This is a genomic window from Hymenobacter bucti (assembly GCF_042681145.1).
In the GTDB taxonomy this organism is placed as follows: Bacteria; Bacteroidota; Bacteroidia; order Cytophagales; family Hymenobacteraceae; genus Hymenobacter; species Hymenobacter bucti.
Map to the genome: position 1 here is coordinate 356,006 of NZ_JBHUFD010000005.1, position 17,745 is coordinate 373,750.

At 62.2% G+C, this 17,745-nt stretch carries 13 protein-coding genes; 4 read left to right on the top strand and 9 right to left on the bottom strand.

Annotation, left to right across the window (positions count from 1 at the left end; genetic code table 11):
- Positions 1-117: 117 nt before the first annotated feature.
- The 3 genes from ACFSDX_RS13600 to ACFSDX_RS13610 form a co-directional block, all read right to left on the bottom strand.
- Complete coding sequence (locus ACFSDX_RS13600; RefSeq protein ID WP_382314397.1) at positions 118-924, bottom strand: M57 family metalloprotease; 807 nt, start codon at positions 922-924, stop codon at positions 118-120.
- 418 nt (positions 925-1,342) lie between these two features.
- On the bottom strand, positions 1,343-2,479 hold the full coding sequence (locus ACFSDX_RS13605) for a multinuclear nonheme iron-dependent oxidase (protein ID WP_382314399.1): 1,137 nt from the start codon (positions 2,477-2,479) through the stop codon (positions 1,343-1,345).
- Between the two features lie 9 nt (positions 2,480-2,488).
- The gene (locus ACFSDX_RS13610) at positions 2,489-2,650 is read right to left on the bottom strand and encodes a chryseobasin-related MNIO class RiPP peptide (protein WP_382314401.1); all 162 of its coding nucleotides are present in this window, start codon (positions 2,648-2,650) and stop codon (positions 2,489-2,491) included.
- Between the two features lie 450 nt (positions 2,651-3,100).
- On the opposite strand from ACFSDX_RS13610, the gene ACFSDX_RS13615 reads away from it, so the two are divergent.
- Both ACFSDX_RS13615 and ACFSDX_RS13620 read left to right on the top strand, forming a co-directional pair.
- Positions 3,101-6,139 (top strand): SusC/RagA family TonB-linked outer membrane protein, encoded by a 3,039-nt coding sequence (locus ACFSDX_RS13615; RefSeq protein ID WP_382314403.1) that lies wholly within the window; start codon positions 3,101-3,103, stop codon positions 6,137-6,139.
- 21 nt (positions 6,140-6,160) lie between these two features.
- The gene (locus ACFSDX_RS13620; RefSeq protein WP_382314405.1) at positions 6,161-7,627 is read left to right on the top strand and encodes a RagB/SusD family nutrient uptake outer membrane protein; all 1,467 of its coding nucleotides are present in this window, start codon (positions 6,161-6,163) and stop codon (positions 7,625-7,627) included.
- Between the two features lie 77 nt (positions 7,628-7,704).
- Here the strand turns inward: ACFSDX_RS13620 and ACFSDX_RS13625 are convergent, their stop codons facing one another.
- From ACFSDX_RS13625 to ACFSDX_RS13635, 3 genes are all read right to left on the bottom strand, one after another.
- Complete coding sequence (locus ACFSDX_RS13625) at positions 7,705-8,172, bottom strand: hypothetical protein (protein WP_382314406.1); 468 nt, start codon at positions 8,170-8,172, stop codon at positions 7,705-7,707.
- 129 nt (positions 8,173-8,301) lie between these two features.
- Positions 8,302-10,470, bottom strand: coding sequence for a ferrous iron transport protein B (feoB, locus tag ACFSDX_RS13630; protein WP_382314408.1), 2,169 nt, complete (start codon positions 10,468-10,470; stop codon positions 8,302-8,304).
- A 23-nt stretch (positions 10,471-10,493) separates the two neighbouring features.
- Entirely contained in the window at positions 10,494-10,775 is a 282-nt protein-coding gene (locus tag ACFSDX_RS13635; RefSeq protein WP_382314410.1) for a FeoA family protein, read from the bottom strand.
- 324 nt (positions 10,776-11,099) lie between these two features.
- On the opposite strand from ACFSDX_RS13635, the gene ACFSDX_RS13640 reads away from it, so the two are divergent.
- Entirely contained in the window at positions 11,100-11,933 is an 834-nt protein-coding gene (locus tag ACFSDX_RS13640) for a carboxypeptidase-like regulatory domain-containing protein (RefSeq protein ID WP_382314412.1), read from the top strand.
- 111 nt (positions 11,934-12,044) lie between these two features.
- On the top strand, positions 12,045-14,765 hold the full coding sequence (locus ACFSDX_RS13645) for a cyclic nucleotide-binding domain-containing protein (RefSeq protein WP_382314414.1): 2,721 nt from the start codon (positions 12,045-12,047) through the stop codon (positions 14,763-14,765).
- 78 nt (positions 14,766-14,843) lie between these two features.
- Here the strand turns inward: ACFSDX_RS13645 and ACFSDX_RS13650 are convergent, their stop codons facing one another.
- The 3 genes from ACFSDX_RS13650 to ACFSDX_RS13660 are packed head-to-tail and all read right to left on the bottom strand — an operon-like array spanning position 14,844 to position 17,680.
- On the bottom strand, positions 14,844-15,890 hold the full coding sequence (locus ACFSDX_RS13650; RefSeq protein ID WP_382314416.1) for an adenylate/guanylate cyclase domain-containing protein: 1,047 nt from the start codon (positions 15,888-15,890) through the stop codon (positions 14,844-14,846).
- On the bottom strand, positions 15,887-16,270 hold the full coding sequence (locus tag ACFSDX_RS13655) for a response regulator (RefSeq protein ID WP_382315469.1): 384 nt from the start codon (positions 16,268-16,270) through the stop codon (positions 15,887-15,889). Before ACFSDX_RS13655 ends, ACFSDX_RS13650 begins: the two co-directional genes overlap by 4 nt.
- Positions 16,271-16,309: 39 nt before the next feature.
- Complete coding sequence (locus tag ACFSDX_RS13660; protein WP_382314418.1) at positions 16,310-17,680, bottom strand: sensor histidine kinase; 1,371 nt, start codon at positions 17,678-17,680, stop codon at positions 16,310-16,312.
- Positions 17,681-17,745 lie beyond the last annotated feature (65 nt).

Below are 17,745 nucleotides of genomic sequence, written 5' to 3' on the forward strand. Positions count from 1 at the left end.
CAAGCGCTGCGAAACCCGGCGCAAAAGAACCTCTAGCGCATTAGCCCCAAGCACACAAAAAACCCCCGGCCTAGATGCAGACCGGGGGTTTTTAGCTTCTAAGCCGTGCTAGCAGACCTAGTAGAGGTAGTTGAGGGCCGTTACGTCGTTGGTGTTGAATGGGCGGTTTACGCCGTTGCCCACGCAAGCCAGCATCCAGGAGTTGGGGTCGGCGGCCGATGGCGTGCCTGGAATCAGGACGGCGCCCACGGTGCTGGCGCCTTCGTTGGACGTGCTGCCGCCGCAGCTATACGCGCGGTTGTAGTAGTCGGTGTGGCGGAAGCCGATGCAGTGGCCCATCTCGTGGGCCATGATGGTGGCGATGTAGTTGGTATTCGAGCTGTTAATTACGTTGGGAACCAGCGTGAAGCCGGGCGCCGGGTTGCCGCCGCTGGGGAAGCCGCCCGACTGGCCCAGCACGCCCGAGCCCAGGTTAGAAGAATACTTCACGGGCAGGTCGGCGGTGCCCGACGTGATGCGGCGGAAGGTCAACCGCAGGCCAGCCGCGTTATAGCGGCGGATGGCCTCGTCGATGGCCGTGACGTAGGCGGCCGAAAACTGGCTGGAGATGCTAACGGTGAGCACGCGCGGCAGGCCGGTCACCAGGTTGGTGGTGCGGTACTGCTCCTCGGCACCCACGCGCAGCGTTGAGGGGCCGGTTTGGCTGGCCAGCAGCTCGGGCGTGAGCAAAATGTCGCCTTCTACCCGGTAGCCGCCTTCCACGGCCTGTATGTCTTGGGTACCGAAGCCTAGGGCTTTAACCTGCGCCTTCACATCGCTCGAAATAGCGGTGGGCTGCGCAACTTCTTCGGCGGTTTTCTGGCAGCCCGTTAGGGCCAGGGCTGCACTGGTGCCAAGCGCCAGCAAGAGGGAAAACTTAGACATACTAGAAATTGGTTTGGAAAAGGAAAAGAGTGAGGTTCAAGGAGTAACTACTGCCCGGTGGCCGCATCTGGCAGCCGGTAGCAGCTCTTTCTTATCCTCAAAGCACGGGCCTTTTCCAACCTGTCAAAAGGACAAACCACGCAATTTTGCGACATGCCGATTTACCTATCTTTGCCCACTTTACAAAACTTATTTCCTGGATAAGTGCAACATTTTCAACAACTCAGCCCATGACTTTCCTATGAGTTTTTGATTAACAATACGTTAATTAAAAGCCATCAATTACTCAACAGCACCGTTTTGAGACGATGAACTTCCTAAAGCTCGTCATTTAGCGACCCAAATCAGCCATCGAAAGCGCCCGTAGCGTACCACTGCCAACGAGCGATACCAGCCTTAGTCACTGACTATCCGACTACTATCGCCATTTTTGGGCAATACTGATGGCCGTTTCCAGCATGTAGGGCTCCCACTGCTCTACCTGCCAGGCCGAGTGGGCCAGCGCCGAGGCACCGAGCCGCTGCTGCGCCTCCGGGAGCGAAACCGCCGTTTCCAGAATGTGCGAGAGCTGCCGCTGCTGCTCGTGCAGCAGCTCATCTTGCGCGGCCGGCCCCAGCGGCAACAGCGGCGGCGGCAAAAACTGCTCGGCCGCCCGCCTAGGTGGGCCGCCGGGCTGCTGCACCAGCGCGGCCATCTGGGCAAAGTCGCGGCGAAACTGCGCGCGGCTGGGCTCCGTCTTGAGGCTGTTGCCGAGCTGCTCCAGCACCACATACTTTAGGTTGGGGCAGCGCGGCAGGGTGCGCGCCAGCAGCGCAAACACTTCGGCGGGCACGGCCTCGTCGTGGGTGTCGCGCCGGATTTTGCGGGTCGGCAGCAGCTGCGAGTCTTCCCAGCTGCCGCCCGAGAGGTGGATTTCGCGCACCCGGTCCAGGTCGTAGAGCTTCAGCAGGTCTTCGTAGTCAATGGCAAAGTTGTGGAGCTGGCAGTACAGGTTGTGCAGGTCCAGTATCAGGAAGCCGTTGACCGGCGCCAGCAGCTGGCTTAGAAACTCGCCCTGGCGCTTCACCTCGTCGAGCGAGTAAGCGAAGGCCAGGTTTTCCAGCCCCACCGGGCACCGGCCCGCTTCCGCCAGGCGGGCCAGCCGGTCGTGCCCGATGCGCAGCGCCACCGCCGAATACGGCACCGAGAGCGGCGCGCCCGCGTGAAAGTTCTGGCCCGTAAACGCGCCAAAGTGCTCGGTGATGTGCGCAAAGGAATACCGCTGCGCCAGCTCGCGCAGCTGGCGCAGCCACTGCTGCTGCTCGCTCGTCCAGCGGCCCGATAGCAGCGAGAAGTATACGCCGTGCCCCAGCAGCCGCTGCTGGCTGCCATAGCTGTGCAGCAGCTCGGTGAACCACTCGGGCACTTCGGTGGCCCAGTATAAGGTATCAAACGACCACTCTAGTGCCTCTACCTGCCCGGCTTCCAGCAGCGGGAGGGCCGCCCCTAGGATGTCGGCGTCTAGGTTGCAGGCGAGGGCGGCCAGTACGGCCGGGGGGGCGGGTGCGGCGGGCATTTGCATGGCTTAGCCCATGCCGCAGGCCGGGCAGTTGGCGAGCTCTTTCGGCGGGGTGGTTTGCGTTACGCCTTCTTTGGGGGCGGGCGCGTCTTTTTTGCCGCAGCTGGTGGTGGCTTGGGCGGCCACGCCGACCAGGATGGCGCTGAGTAAAGCTTTCGAGAGTTTCATAGTAGCCGGGCTGGTTTTGGGTTGGTATAAGTGGCAGAGCCTCCGGCGGCGCCAATGGTTGCACCTAGCGGCCACGCGCCCCTTATAAAAAGCTCTTACCCCGCCGTGGGCACCCGCCCCGCAGCAGCAAGCTACCGGGCCGCCTAGGTAGCAAAAGCACTGCTGCCTTACCGATAACCTCCATCGTAAGTCCTACTCGGCACTGAGCTAAGTCAGCAGAACGAGTTTTTACTCATTCTGCTACCGCTACCTAAATAAGGTTAGCACCAGTAAGATTTTCGTATCATTCTCAGCCATTATGCCCAATGCATTCACCTGGCAGCGGCAATTTTCATCTATTTTTTAGATGATGCTGCTTTTCTTTGTAATCGGCCCTTTACTTTTTTTTATCATTCCCCAGCAACTGGCCTTCTTCCAACTGTCTCATTTTTACTCCTCATTCTCTTCTTTATGAGAAACCTGTTCACCCCGCTGTTGGTGGTGGCTGCTCTGCCCGCGTTTGCCCAATCGTCGGCAATCAGCGGGCGCGTTGTAGGCTCGGATAGCGGCCCGCTACCGGGGGTTACGATTCTGGAGCAAGGCACTACCAACGGCACCGCTACCTCGGCCGATGGCACGTTTAACCTGAGCATAAATCCCAGCGCTACGCTGGTTATCAGCTCCATTGGCTACGCAACCCAAACGGTGGCCGTGGGCAACCGGACCACGCTCAACGTAACGCTGCAAGCCGCCGCCAGCACCCTCGATGAGGCCGTGGTAGTGGGCTACGGCACCCAAAGCAAGGCCGACCTCACGGGCGCCGTAACGCAGCTTTCGGGCAGCGTAATCGAAAACCAGCCGGTTACGAGCTTCGAGCAGGCCATTCAGGGCCGCACGCCGGGCGTGGTCATCAACCAGGGCAGCGGCAAGCTGGGCCAGGGCATCAACATTCAGGTGCGCGGCACATCGTCGGTCACGGCTTCCAACCGGCCGCTTTATGTCATTGATGGCGTGCCGATTACCTTCCAGGACCAGTCGCAGGCCGGCGACGAGCCCCTGAACCCGCTGGCTGACCTCAACCCCAACGACATTGAGAGCATCAGCATCCTGAAAGATGCCTCGGCGTCGGCCATCTACGGCTCGCGGGCCTCCAATGGCGTGGTGCTCATCAATACCAAGAAGGGCCGCCAGGGCCAGACGAAGGTCAGCGTAGGCTACTACTACGGCACCAGCGCGCCCACGCGCTTCCGGCAGTTCCTAAATGCCGAGCAGTACAAAACCCTGCTGTCGGAGTCGTTTGTTAATTCTGGCTTTATTGACCCCAACGACCCCACCGCCTACCCCGACCTAGCCGCGGGTTTTGATGGGGAAGGCGCGATTGACTACAATTCGGCGGCCGATACCAGGTGGGACCGGCTGGCCTTCCGCAACAATGGCAAGTACAAGCTCTTCGGAGGCGGTGCCAACCTGGCGCAGTACGACTTCAGCGCGGCCGGCGGCGACGCCAAGACGCGCTTTTACCTAAGCGGCACGTTCAACGACCAGAAGGGCATCATCATCGGCAACCGGTTTCGGCGGGGCAGTCTGCGCCTGAACCTCGACCACAGCATTTTCGAGAACCTGAAGGTGGGCCTGAACGTGTCGCTGGCGCGCACCGTCAACGACCGGGTATCGGGCGACAACGCCTTCTCGAACCCGCTGCAATTGAACGCCTTGTCGCCGATGCAGTACGCCTACGACCCCATTACGGGGGTGCTGAATGCGAACACGATTTACTACAACAACCTGATTGACCAGGCGCTGGGCTCGAATCGGGCGGGCACGTACCGCTCATTCAGCACGGCCTACCTCAACTGGACCATCGTGAAGGGCCTAGTGCTGCGCACCGAAATCGGAGGCGACTTCCTGAACCTAAACGAGGACCTGGTGCGCGGGGCGGGCACCCAGGACGGCGGCGCCACCGGCTACGCCTACAACGCGCAGACCCAAACCGTTAACTACACCAATACCAACACCCTAACCTACAACTTCAACCTCGGCGAAGACCACCACTTCGATGTGCTACTGGGCGAGTCGTACCAGCGGGCTGACCAAAAGGTAACGGCCGCCGAGGGCAGGGGCTTCCCCACGCCCGAGTTTACGCGGGTGGCCAGCGCAGCCGTTAAAACGGGCGGCAACACGTCGTTTGGCACGGGCTACGCCTTTCTATCCTACTTTGCCCGCGCCAACTACAATTTTCGCGGCAAGTACTTGCTGAGCGGTAGCGTGCGCCGCGATGGCTCGTCGCGCTTCGGCGCCAACAACCGCTACGGCACCTTCGGGGCGGGCTCGGTGGGCTATTTGCTCAGCGAGGAAAGCTTCTTGAAGGGCAACGAAGTGGTTAGCTTCCTGAAGGTGCGCGCCAGCTACGGCATCACCGGCAACGGCGAAATCGGCAACTTCAGCTCGCGCCGCTTGGTTTCGGCCCTACCCTACGCCGACCAGTCGGGCATTGCCCCCGATGCTGCCCTCGGCAACCCTAACCTGAGCTGGGAAACCACCAAGCAAGTGGACCTAGGGCTCGAATTCGGCTTCCTCGACAACCGCATTACCGGCGAGGTGGACCTGTACCAGAAGAACACGACCGGGCTGCTGCTCAACCGCCAGCTGCAGCTGGTGAGCGGCTACACCACCATCACCGAAAACGTGGGCGCGCTGCGCAACCGCGGCCTGGAGCTTTCGCTGAACGGGCGCATCCTCGACGGCGACTTCAAGTGGAGCGTGGGCGGCAACATGTCGTTCAACCGCAACCTGATTACCAACCTACCGACGCCCATCATCCCGACCGGCAACACCCTGAGCCGCGTGCAGCAGGGCGAGCCGCTGGGCGTGTTCTACGGCCGGCAGTACGCGGGCGTGGACCCGGCCAACGGCGACGCGCTGTACACGCAGGCCGACGGCACCTCGTCGAACAGCTACGCCTCCGCGCCCATCGTGAAGCTCGGCAACCCGAACCCCAAGTTTACGGGCGGCGTCACGACCAATGCCAGCTTCAAAGGCTTTGATTTGAGCGCCCTAGGTCAGTTTACCTACGGCAACGACATTTACAACGCGGCGGGCGTGTACCAGTCGGCCAACGCGGTGTACCTCGACAACCAAACCGTGGACCAGCTCAACCGCTGGCAGAAGCCGGGCGATATCACGGATGTGCCCCAGGCCCGCCTCTACGGCAACAACGGCGGCGGCGGCCAAACGGCTACCTCGCGCTGGATTCAGGACGGCTCGTTCTTCCGCATCAAAAACGTGACCCTGGGCTACAACCTGCCCGCCGACATAGTGAAGCGTGGCCACATCCAGACGGTGCGCGTGTATATCACGGGCCAAAACCTGGCCACGTTCACCAAGTACACCGGCTACGACCCCGAGGTGAACACCTACGGCCTGGGCACGGCCAGCTACTTGCTGGGCCACGACTTCTACACGCCGCCGCTGGCCAAGACGTATTTGCTGGGCGTGAACATTGGCTTTTAATTGATTAGCTCCTTCTTCTATATGAAAAATATACTTAGCTGGTCAGCCGTGGCTTTGGGCCTGAGCCTGGGCCTAGGTGGCTGCAAGGACGCGCTCAACATTGAGCCGCAGCAGAGCATCGACGCGAGTGCGTCGTACAACACATCGCAGAAAGTAGCCGCCGCCGTAGTGGGCGCCTACGCCCGCCTCGACGACGCGAGCCTGTACGGCACCGACCTGATACTGGTGCCCGAACTACTGGGCTCTAACAGCCCCCGCAATACGTACCTGAGCTGGAACGGCTCGTTTCAGAACTACGGCCAGCTGGTGAGCCACACCCAAACGGCGACGCTCACCAACGCCCAAAACATCTGGACGGCCGCCTACGCGGCTATCAACCAGTGCAACCTGGTGCTGGACAACCTGGCCGTCGTCACCGACGCGGGCCAGAGCGCGCAGTACGAAGGCGAAGTACGCTTCATTCGGGGCCTGATGTATTTTGAGCTGGTGCGGCTATATGCCCAGCAGTACCAGGCCGGCGGCGCCAACGCGCAGCCGGGGGTGCCGCTCAACCTCACGCCCGTGACCACCGCCGAGCAGGCCGACGTTAAGCTCAGCCGCGCCACCGTGGCTCAGGTGTATACGCAGGTAATCAGCGACCTGCAGGCCGCCGCCCAGAAGCTGCCGGCCCAGAACGTAGCCCGCGCCTCAAAGTACTCGGCCGAAGCTATGCTGGCCCGCGTGTACTTGCAGCAGGGCAACTACACGGCGGCGGCAGCCCAGGCCAACGACGTGATTCGCAACAGCGGCGCCGCCCTCACGGGCTCGGTAGGCGCCGTGTTTGGCAACCGCAACTCGGCCGAGAGCCTGTTTGAGATTCAGCAAAACGACCAGAACAACGCCGGCACCAGCAACGCGGGCCTAGCCACTTTCTACGCCGGCTACAGCCCCACCGGCGCGCAAGACGTGGTGTACGGCCGCGCCGACATTAGCATCGCGGCCACTTTCGTGGGCTTGTACGAAGCCAGCGACGTGCGCGGCACCGATGGCCAGCCGGCCATCAAAACCAAAACCCTCATCTACGTGGGCGATGGCAACGTGCGCCCCGACCGCTACCGCACCCTGAAGTGGCGCACCTACGGCCAGAATATTCCGGTAGCCCGCCTGGCCGAGATGTACCTCATCCGGGCCGAAGCCGCCGTGCGCGCCGGCCAAACAGCTGCCGCCACGGCCGACGTTAACCTACTGCGGGCCCGCTCGGGCGCCAGCACCAAGGCGGCCGTCACGCTCAGCGACGTGCTGCTGGAGCGCCGGCTGGAGCTCGCCTTCGAGGGCTTCCGGCTCTACGACCAGAAGCGGAATGGGGAAGTAATCCGGCCCTTCATCGCGGCCACCGCGACCTCGCCTGCTTACCCCATCATCAACGCCAACGACGCTAACACGATTCTGCCCATCCCGCAGCGCGAAATCAACAACAACTCGCTGCTCACACAGAACGCTGGCTACTAAGGCCCGCGCGTACCCTAGGTAGCAAAAAAGGGCCGCTCCGATACTCGGAGCGGCCCTTTTTTTAGGCCCTTCTGGTTCTACTCGTCTTCATTCCTCGCTTCAAAGTCCAGCTCGCGGGCCAAGTCTACGGCTTCGTCGTTCACCTGGGCCAGTAGGTCGGGCGCGTCGGCGTCGAGGGTACGGGCAAAGAGGTCGAGCAGCGCCTCGCCCTCGTCGTTGACGTAGAGGTTGGTATAAATCTGGTCGAAGAGCTTGCTTTCCTTGTGAATCTGCTTGTCGATGTCCTCGGGCGAGCGGGCGGTGCTCAGGGCGTGGTGCAGCACCTCGGCGGCGCGGCGGGCCTCCTCGTGGTCGCCTAGGTCGGCCAGCAGGCGCAGCAGGCTGGTAGCCACTCCTAGGCGCCACTGCTCAAAGCGGAAGCTTTGCTCACGCGGGGTGGCTTGCTCGAAGCCCGCGCGGGCGCCCAGCACGGCGGGCGTCAGGTATTTTTCTTGGTCGGCGGGCTCACGGAAAGCGAGGCGCAGCAGGATTTCGTAGGAAGTCATCGCAGATTTAACAGATTTAACGGATTGCGCGGATACGCCTGCCTGTGGCAGGCTGACTAGCTGGGCGCACTGGCGCGTACTGGCTCTAGATAGTGGGGCTCGGGCAGTGGGCTGAATTGCTGGCCCGAGCTAACTAAATACTTGCCAGACTAGTAGCGAGGCGGCGTAGGCCAGGCCGGTCATGTACACGAGCTGCCCTAGGGGCCAGCGCCAGCTTTTGGTTTCGCGGTACGTGACGGCCAGCGTGCTCATGCACTGCATGGCAAATACGTAGAACACCAGCAGCGAAAGCGCCCGCACCGGCGTGAAAAACGGCTGGCCGTTCAGGTCTTTCTCGTTGGCCAGCTTCTGCTGCACGGTACCTAGGTCGGCGTCCTGGCCCACGCTGTAGATAGTGCTCATGGTGCCCACAAATACCTCGCGCGCCGCAAACGATGTGAGCAGCGCAATGCCCACCTTCCAGTCGAAGCCCAGCGGCCGAATGACGGGCTCGATGACATGGCCGAAAGTGCCGGCGTAGGAAGTTTCGAGGCGGGCGGAGGCTACCTGGCGCTCGGTTTCGGCGGCAGGCCAGCGCTGGGCGGCGGCCTGCTGCTGCACTTGCTTCTCAGCCTCATCCTGGCGGTTGCCAGGCCCGTAGCTGGCCAGCACCCACAGCAGCACCGAGATGGCTACGATGACCTTACCAGCCTGGAAGATAAAGGCTTTGACCTTCTCTATAATGGTGAGGCCTACGTTTTTCCAGCGCGGCCAGCGGTACACCGGAAACTCCATAATGAAGTAGCTGCGCTCGCGGGCCTTCAGGATTTTCTTCAAGGCAAAGGCCGAAACCAACGCCGAAACCAGCCCTAGGAGGTACAAACCCATCAGTACCAGCCCACGCATGTTGAAGATGCCCAGCCACGCCTCGTCGGGCACCACCAGCGCCACCAGCACCGTGTACACCGGTATGCGCGCCGAGCACGACATGAGCGGGGTCACGAAAATGGTCAGCATTCGGTCCTTCCAGCTCTCGATGGTGCGCGCGCCCATGATGGCCGGCACGGCGCAGGCCAACCCCGAAATAAGCGGCACCACGCTCTTACCGCTCAGTCCGAAGGGCCGCATCAGCTTGTCCATGAGGAAGGTAACGCGGGCCATGTAGCCGGTTTCTTCCAGCACAGCCAGAAAGGCGAAGAGCAGCGCAATCTGGGGAATAAAAATCAGCACGCCCCCCAGGCCGGCTATCACGCCCTCGGTGAGCAGCCGCACCAGCGGCCCGCTGAAGTTGCGCTGCAACAGCTCGTTGAGGCTGGCAATGCCCTGGTCGATGAGGTCCATCGGGTACTGGGCCCAGGCGAAGATGGCCTGAAACAGCAAAAACAGGATACCTAGGAAAATTAGGTAGCCAAACACGCGGTGCGTCAGCACCTTATCAATTCTATTAGAGGCCGGCTCGCGCTGCTCGGTGCGCGTCACGGTCACTACTTCCAGCAGCAGCTCGTTGATGCGGGCGTAGCGGGCGATGGTTTCTTCAGCCTGCCGCGCCGTCGACTGAAAGCCCTGCTGCTCGGTTAGTTGCTGCAAGTAAGCGCGGTCGGCTTCACTTAGGAAGTGCAGCTGCCGAAACTGGTGCGCGTAGTGCAGCGCCAGGTAGTCACTGTGAAGGTCGAAGTGGGTCCGAATCGCGCGCACCAGCGTCAGCACCTCGCCCTGGGGCTCCCAGAAGCGCAGGGCGGGCGGCGCGGCCAAGCGCTCGGCCATCACGATGCGCAGCGCGGCCACGCCCACGCCCTTGCGGGCGTTCATGGGCACCACGGGCACGCCCAGCTCGCGCTCCAGGGCGGGCAGGTCGATTTGGATGCCGCGCTCGGCCGCCACGTCGGTCATGTTCAGGGCCAGGATGGCGGGCAGCCCTAGGTCGGCCAACTGGCTGAAGAGCAGCAGGCTGCGGCGCAGGTTGCTGGCGTCCACCGTCACCACCACGAAGTCGGGGTAGTCGGCCGAGTCGGGGTTGTAGAGCAGGTCGGCGATTACCTGCTCATCGAGGCTCTTGGGGTAGAGCGAGTAGGTGCCGGGCAGGTCAATAATCTCGGCCCGGCGCTGGCCGCCGAGCTGGGCAATGCCCGTTTTGCGGTCGACGGTGACGCCCGGAAAATTGCCCACCTTCTGGTTGAGGCCCGTGAGCTGGTTGAAGAGCGAGGTTTTGCCCGAGTTGGGGTTGCCGATGAGGGCTAGGCGGGGGAGGTGCGGGTCGGCAGCCGGCCGGTTGGAAGGCGGCAGCGTAGTCGGCCGGGGCGCAGTTGGAGTTTCCTGCATCGGCGGGTAAGGTCAGAAGAGAGTTAAGCTTTCAGTTGGATGGTCGTGGCTTCGCTCACGCGCAGCGACAGCGTGTATTCCTCATCGCCCAGCACCAGCATTAGCGGGTCGCCGAGGGGCGCGCGGCCAGCTAGGCGCACCTGCGTGCCGGGGATGCAGCCCATTTCGAGTAGCTTGAGGGCCATTTCGGGGTCTTTGAGGCAGCACACGGTGGCCGTTTCGCCCACGCGCAAGTCATTGGCAGTGCGGCGCGTCGAGGTAGAAACAGGCGCAACGGTACGGGGAGAGCGACGAAGAAAGGCCAAGGTGACTGCTGCTATTTAGACGGGATTTAAACAAAGATACGCTCGTTTGGCGCTCGAAGGTTCCGGCCCGGCCCAGAGAAACCGGGCCGCCCTAGGTTGGCCTCGCCTTGGTACTGGCCAATGGGTGCGCAACAGCTAGGCGCCGACTTTTCTTACCCGGCGACCAGTATTTTTTAGGTCCTTAGTGAAGGGCTAATCCACATTGGTTTATAGATTTGCACTACCGCAATCCAAAACCTATTATATATGTACAGAAGCCTACTTTATTTTGCATTATTCCTTTTTTGCCTGCCAAATCTAGCTCAGGCCCAAACCGCAGCACCCGTGCTGCTCGGGGGTAAGATTATTGATAAAGACACAAAAGAGCCGCTGCCCTTTACTTCGGTGAGCCTGCGCGACGAGCAAACCGGCGCCCTCAGCAACGAGTTTGGAATGTTTCAGCTGCCCGCGCCTTCCAAAAATGAGCAAGACTCGCTGATAGTAATGGCCCTCGGCTACAAGCATATGGCCGTACTCGTGAAGCGTGGCCAGGCGCAGGGCTCGATGGTGATTGAGGTGCCGCGCATGGCCATTGCCTTGGCCAACGTGGTGGTGAAGGGTGGCAAGGTCAAAAACCTGGGCCTGGGTGCTACCTCCAACCGGCCCGGCGAGGGCTTGCTGCAAGGCCAGCCCGGCAGCCAGTGCGCCTTTTTTATTAAGAATGAAAAAAATCATCGCTTAGGTAGCATTCGCTCGGTGTCGTTCTACATCGGCGAAAATGGCTTTCCGCGCGAGCCGTTTCGGGTGCGCATATATAAGGCCGATGGCAACTACAACGCGCCCAATACCGACATTCTGACCCAGAACGTGGTGGTGTCGTCGCCGGCCGGTGGCCAGTGGTACACCGTGGACCTGACGACCTACAACATCACGGCCCCGGAGGAAGGCTTTTTTGTGGCGATGGAGTGGATTGTGAGCGGCGATAAGTTCTTCAAAACCGACTTCATGGACGAGAACTACACGCCGTTTGGCCAGATTATGCGCCCCACGTTCGAGTTTAAGGAAAGCCGCACCTGGAACTACACCATCGCCCGCGGCTGGAACCAGCTCACGCTGGCCAACGGCCAGGGCCAGCGCTACAACGCCATGATTAAGGCCGAAGTAGATATGATTAAGTAAGAATGGGTAATTTGAGTAATGGGAGTAATGCTGTTCAGTATTACTCCCATTACCCATTACCCATTACTCAAATTACCCATTTACTTTGCCGGCTCATCTGCTGCTGGCGCTTTGTTTATTTCTACTACCTGGTACCGGCTGCTGGGCGTGCGCCCCGAAGAGGCGCGAACGGTCTGGCTGTTTTTTCTGCACAATTTCTTGCTCGGCATCGGCACCATTCTGGTGTACGTGGCGGCCAACGTGATTCTGCTCGAAAACAACCCCGAGCGCAACCTGCCCCTGGCCTACGGCACCGCCGCGCTCGCCATGATGGCGGCCGGCCGGGTGTACACGCACTTCGAGCACCACATGCTGCTGCAAAAGCTGGCCGGGCGCGTGCTGCTGGCGGTGGTGGCGCTGGCGGGCGTGCTGGGCGTGCTGGTGCTGGTGGGCCACTCGGTGGCGGCGGCCGTGGCCATCATGGCGGGCTACCGGGTTATCTACCTGCTTACTAATCTGGAGTTTTGGGGCGTGTCGGCGGTGGTGTTCGATGTGCGGCAGAGCAAGCGGCTGTTTGGCCTCATTAGCGCGGGCGACATGCCGGCCAAGGCCCTAGGGGCCGGCTTGGCCATCATCATTCACGCGCACACCGACCTGCTGTACTTGCTGCTCACCGCTTTTGCGGCCTACGGCGCGGCGCTGCTGGTGGTGCGAGCCACGCTGCGCTCGCACACGGTGGAGGCGCGGCCGGTGGGCCGGCGGCAGCGGGTGGCGGGCACCAGCGTGTGGCAGCGCTGGTTTGGCAACAACCAGCTGGTACTGAGTATCTGCCTGAGTATGACAGCCATTGCGGCCGTGACAACGGGCGTGGAGTACTCGTTTTTCGTCAACGTCAAGCACAAGTTCCACGACCAGGCCCTGGTGATGCAGTACGTGGGCGGCGTGCTGGCCCTCACGTACTTGCTGGCGATGCTCTTCAAGGTGGGGCTGGCGCAAGTGACCCTCGACCGCCTGGGCATCCGGCGGATGCTGCTGGCGCTGCCGGGCGTGGTACTGGTGGGGCTGCTACTATTTGGCGGGCTGAGCTGGGCGGGGGCGGGCGAATCAACGCTGCTCATCTATTTCTGCGGGCTGTACCTAGGGCTGGAAGTGCTGCGCCGGGCCGTGTTTGACCCCGTTTTTCTGGTGCTGTTTCAGCCCTTGGCCCCGCCCGAGCGCTTGCAGGCCCACACCCTGGCCAAGGGATATTACGAGCCCCTAGGGATGGGCTTGGCCGGCCTGCTGCTCTACGCGGCGGCCAGCCACGAGGCCATCGCCAACTGGCTGCCCTTCGTGTGGATGACTCTGTTTATGGCCGGCGCGCTGTTCTTTTTGGCGCGCACCTACGGGCACTACCTCGCCGAGCTACAGCACGCCCTGAGCCAGCGCTTTTCGCTGGCCGATGAGCTGCGCACCGAGCTCCCCACCGAGCCCACGGACGCCGCGCCAACGCCCGCCGCTGCGGCCACCGACCTGGCCGAAGCGCAGCAGCTCACGGCACTGCTCACCGACAAGAAGCAGCGCCCCGCGGCCACGGCTCGCCTTTTGAACCTAGGGCCCGCGGCGGTGCCCGCTCTGGCGGCGGCCCTGCGGCCGGGTACCAGTGAGGCGCTGGCCCGGCGCGCGGCCTCCGTAGCGGGGCAGCTGCGGCTGCCCGAAAGCCGCCGGGCCCTGGTGGCGCTGGCCCAGCAGCCGCACCCCGCCCGGCGCGAAGTAGCGTTGCGCGCGCTGCGCGGCTTTGCCCCGGTAGCGGCCGATGCCCCCGTTTTTCAGGGGTTGGTAGAAGAAGAGCTGCGGCTAGCCCAGCGGCTGGTCAACGGCTTGGTGCACCTCAGCGCGACCAGCGAGCTGGGCCGGGCCCTAGGGTATGAGCTGGCCCGCATCGAGCAGCGCATCTTTAGCTTGTTGCAGCAACTCTACCCGCCCCAGCTGATAGTGGATGCGCAGCGCGGCGTGGCCCACGCCGCCCGCGAGCGCCAGGCCAACGCCCTGGAGATTCTCGACAACCTCATTCCGCGCCCCTGGTACCAGGGCCTGCAAGCGCTGCTCGACCTCAGCCCGGCCGCCGACAAAGCCCAGGTATTTGGGCAGCTGTTCGGTCCGCCCGCCACTACGGTGGCGCTGCCCGCCTACATCATTCAGCAGGGCGAAACTACGTTTAACGACTGGACGGTGGCCGTGGCCCTGCGCCAGCACGTGCCCACCCTCGGGCAGCTGCCCGACTGGCTGCCGTATTTCAACAGCCCCAACGCGCTGCTGCAAGAGGGCGCCCTCACGGCCATCAACCACCTGGCTACCAGCCAACACATCATTTACGACGAGGCGCTGCGGCTGCTGCCGGCCCTCCCCCACTTGCTTATGAGCCACCACGCCGCCGCTGCCCACTTACCGGCTCAGGCCCGCGTGGGCCTGCTTCGCCACACCGCGCTGTTTGCCGAAACGCCCGAAAACGTGCTCAGCAGCATCGTGCCCATCATGCAGGAAGTGACCTTCCCGGCGGGGCACCAAATCTTTGCCAAAGGCGACCTAGGCGCCTCGCTCTACATCGTGTACGAGGGCGAGGTTGGCATCTTCAACGGCCCGCAGCTGCTGACCACCTTCCGGCAGGGCGACTTTTTTGGCGAGTTGGCCTTGCTCGATGCCGAGCCGCGCTCGGCCACGGCCGTGGCCCAGAGCGCCGTGCGCGCTTTCCGCCTGGACCAGGACGATTTCTACGACGTGATGGAGGAACGCGGCGAGGTGCTGCGCAACATCCTGCGCGTACTCTGCCAGCGCCTGCGGCGTCAGAATGAGAGTAATGGGAGTAATAAGTAATGGGTAATAAAAGGCTCGTCTCAGCAAATCAGACAAGTCTTTTATTACCCATTACCTATTACTCCCATTACCCATAACCTAGGCTAACACCTCATACGTCATCACGGGCTGCTCCTTGTTCTTAAGCTTCATCTCACCCACCGGCTGGCACTGAAATGACTCTTTTATGCGCTGGTAAGCGGCGGCGCTCACGATAATCTGGCCGGGCTTGGCGCTGCCTTGCAGGCGCTGGCTCACGTTCACGGTGTCGCCGATTACGGTGTAATCCAGGCGCTTGAGCGAGGCCGAGCCGATGTTGCCCGATACCATTTCGCCGGTGTTGATGCCGATGCTGACGGCGGGGCGGTACTCGGTGCCGGGGATAGTTTGGTCGGCCTCGGCCAGGAGGCGGGCGCGCACGGCCAGGGCTGCGTCCACGGCCCTATCGAGGTGATATTCACCCCGGAAAACAGCCATCACGGCGTCGCCCATAAACTTATCGACGTAGCCGCCCTGCGCGATTACCTCCTTCACCATCAAGTCGAAGTAGCGGTTGAGCAGGTTCACGACCGTGGCGGCGGGCAGCTTTTCGGAGAGCGACGTGAAGCCACAAATATCGATGAACACCACCGTGCCCTCGATGGTCTCGGAGGCCAGCAGCTGGCTCTCAAAATCGGGCCGCGACATAAAGTTGATGACCGTCTCATCGACGTACATCTTCAGAATGTTGTTTTCCTGCAGGGCGCGCAGCGTGTCGCGCAGCTGCTGCACCTGCACGATAGTTTTCTCGATGGTGACTTCTAGGTCGGTAAAATCGACCGGCTTGCACACGAAGTCAAAGGCGCCGCGGTTCATGGCGGCGCGCAGGTTGGCCATGTCGCCGTAGGCCGAGACGATGACGGTTTTAATAATCGGGTTCGTCTCGTGCAGCTCCGTGAGCAGCGTCAGGCCGTCCATCACGGGCATGTTGATGTCGGAGAGCACGATGGCCGTGTCGGGGTGCTCGGCCACGCGCACCAGGGCTTCCTGGCCGTTGGCGGCGAACACAAACTCGTACTCGCCTTCCCGGATTTTGCGGCGAAACTTCTGCTTCACAAGCAGTTCCAGGTCGGCTTCATCGTCTACAACCAGTATTTTTGTTTTCATGCGGAGGGTAGGGCAAGGAGCTTTTCTTTGAGGGCGGCGAAGTCGACGGGCTTGGTCAGGAAGTCGTCGGCGCCGAGGGCCAGGGCTTGGTTGCGGCTGGTTTCGTCGCCGTAGGCGGTTATCATCATCACGCGGGGCGGGGGCGGCGGGGCGGGCTCGGTGCGCACGCGGCGCAGCAGTTCCAGCCCGCTCATACCGGGCATGTTAATGTCGGAGAGGATGAGCACGACCTCCGAATGGTGGTCGTGCAGGTAGCCCAGCGCTTCCTCGCCCGAGTAGGCAAAGGAAAAAGCCAGCGCCCCGCTGCGAATCTCGCGCCGAAAGCGCTGCTCGAATAGCGTCCGCACATCGGGCTCGTCGTCAACAACCAGGATTTTCATCATAGTAAAGGTAGGAATAGTGCAGCGCCCTAGGTAGCATCAGACGGGCAAGCGCAGCGTAAACGTAGTGCCCGCGCCGGGTTGCGAAGCTACTTCCAGGGTGCCGCCGTGGCCCTTGGTCACGATGTCGTGGCTCAATGACAGCCCCAAACCGGTGCCCTCGCCCGCGGGCTTAGTGGTGAAAAAAGGCTGGAAAATCTGCTGCTGCACCTCGGCCGCGATGCCCGTGCCGTTATCCTGCACCTGCACCATTACCTCGTCGCCCGCGTGCTTGGTGCGCACGCGCACGGTGGGCGCGTAGCCCGGCTCGCCGGCTTGCTGGCGCTGGCGCACGGCGTAGAACGCATTGGTGAACAGGTTGAGCAGCACCCGCCCTAGGTCCTGGCTCACGGCCTCTACCAAGGGCAGCTCGGGGGCCAGGTCAGTGTTTAGCGTGGCGTTAAAAGTCTTGTCTTTGGCGCGCAGGCCGTGGTAGGCCAGGCGCAGGTACTCGTCGCAGAGCGCGTTGAGGTCGGTGAGTGTGCGCTCGCCCGTGCTCTGGCGGCTGTGCTCGAGCATGCCCCGCACGATGCTGGCCGCCCGCTGCCCGTGGTGCGTTATCTTCTGGATGTTCTGCTGCAAATCGGCCAGTAGTTCCGCTTCCAGCCCTAGGTCGCGGGTGGGGCGGGCGCGCTCCTCAGCCAGCTCTTCGAGCAGCTCGGTGCTGACCTCGGCAAAGTTGTTGACGAAGTTGAGCGGGTTTTGAATCTCGTGGGCCACGCCCGCCGTCAGCTCGCCCAGGCTCGCCATCTTCTCGGCCTGTATCAACTGGCTCTGCGTGGTTTGCAGCTCCTGCAAGGTGGTGCGCAACGCGTTAGTTTGCTGGGCCAGGGCAGCGGTGCGCTGGTTTACCTCGTATTCGAGGGTGTGGTTCTGGCTTTCAATGCGGCGCTGCTCTTGCTCGGCGGTGAGGCGGCGCTGGGCTTCGGCGGCCAGGGTTTTGTGTTGGCTGCGGGCCAGGAAAAATAAGCTGCCCGTCCAGAAAACCAGCACGCCTTCAAGGTTGCCGCCCCCGTCAAAATCGCGCACGGGATTGCTGCCCGTCAGCCGTAGCAGCACCCCCAGCAGCATGTAGGCGGCGTAGGGCGCCAGGGCCACACCTACCCAAAAGGCCGGCCGGTAGGCGCGCAGCTGCCAGCCCACGGCCGCCCCCACGGCCAGCACGGCCGCCATAAACAGGTCATCGAACCAGCCTACTACCGGCCCGCCCACCACGATGCCCAGCACGATGATAACGGCCGCGGGCTGCCACGCCCGCACCAGCCAGCGGTCCCAGGTGGGTAGCCGGGTGGGCAGGTCCAGGGCCTTGCGCCCCCAGTACACTAGTCCCAGGCCCAGCACCGTGTCCATAAATTCATTGCCGCTGGCCATTACGCTTGGTGCTTAGTTGGTAGTGCCTAGTGCTTAGTTATTAGCTGATAATAGTTAGCAGATTA

Excerpts from the sequence above, each read along its gene's own strand:
- ACFSDX_RS13600 (WP_382314397.1), bottom strand. The coding sequence starts at position 924 with ATGTCTAAGTTTTCCCTCTTGCTGGCGCTTGGCACCAGTGCAGCCCTG.
- ACFSDX_RS13605 (WP_382314399.1), bottom strand. The coding sequence starts at position 2,479 with ATGCCCGCCGCACCCGCCCCCCCGGCCGTACTGGCCGCCCTCGCCTGC.
- ACFSDX_RS13610 (WP_382314401.1), bottom strand. The coding sequence starts at position 2,650 with ATGAAACTCTCGAAAGCTTTACTCAGCGCCATCCTGGTCGGCGTGGCC.
- ACFSDX_RS13615 (WP_382314403.1), top strand. The coding sequence starts at position 3,101 with ATGAGAAACCTGTTCACCCCGCTGTTGGTGGTGGCTGCTCTGCCCGCG.
- ACFSDX_RS13620 (WP_382314405.1), top strand. The coding sequence starts at position 6,161 with ATGAAAAATATACTTAGCTGGTCAGCCGTGGCTTTGGGCCTGAGCCTG.
- ACFSDX_RS13625 (WP_382314406.1), bottom strand. The coding sequence starts at position 8,172 with ATGACTTCCTACGAAATCCTGCTGCGCCTCGCTTTCCGTGAGCCCGCC.
- feoB (WP_382314408.1), bottom strand. The coding sequence starts at position 10,470 with ATGCAGGAAACTCCAACTGCGCCCCGGCCGACTACGCTGCCGCCTTCC.
- ACFSDX_RS13650 (WP_382314416.1), bottom strand. The coding sequence starts at position 15,890 with ATGAAAACAAAAATACTGGTTGTAGACGATGAAGCCGACCTGGAACTG.
- ACFSDX_RS13655 (WP_382315469.1), bottom strand. The coding sequence starts at position 16,270 with ATGAAAATCCTGGTTGTTGACGACGAGCCCGATGTGCGGACGCTATTC.
- ACFSDX_RS13660 (WP_382314418.1), bottom strand. The coding sequence starts at position 17,680 with ATGGCCAGCGGCAATGAATTTATGGACACGGTGCTGGGCCTGGGACTA.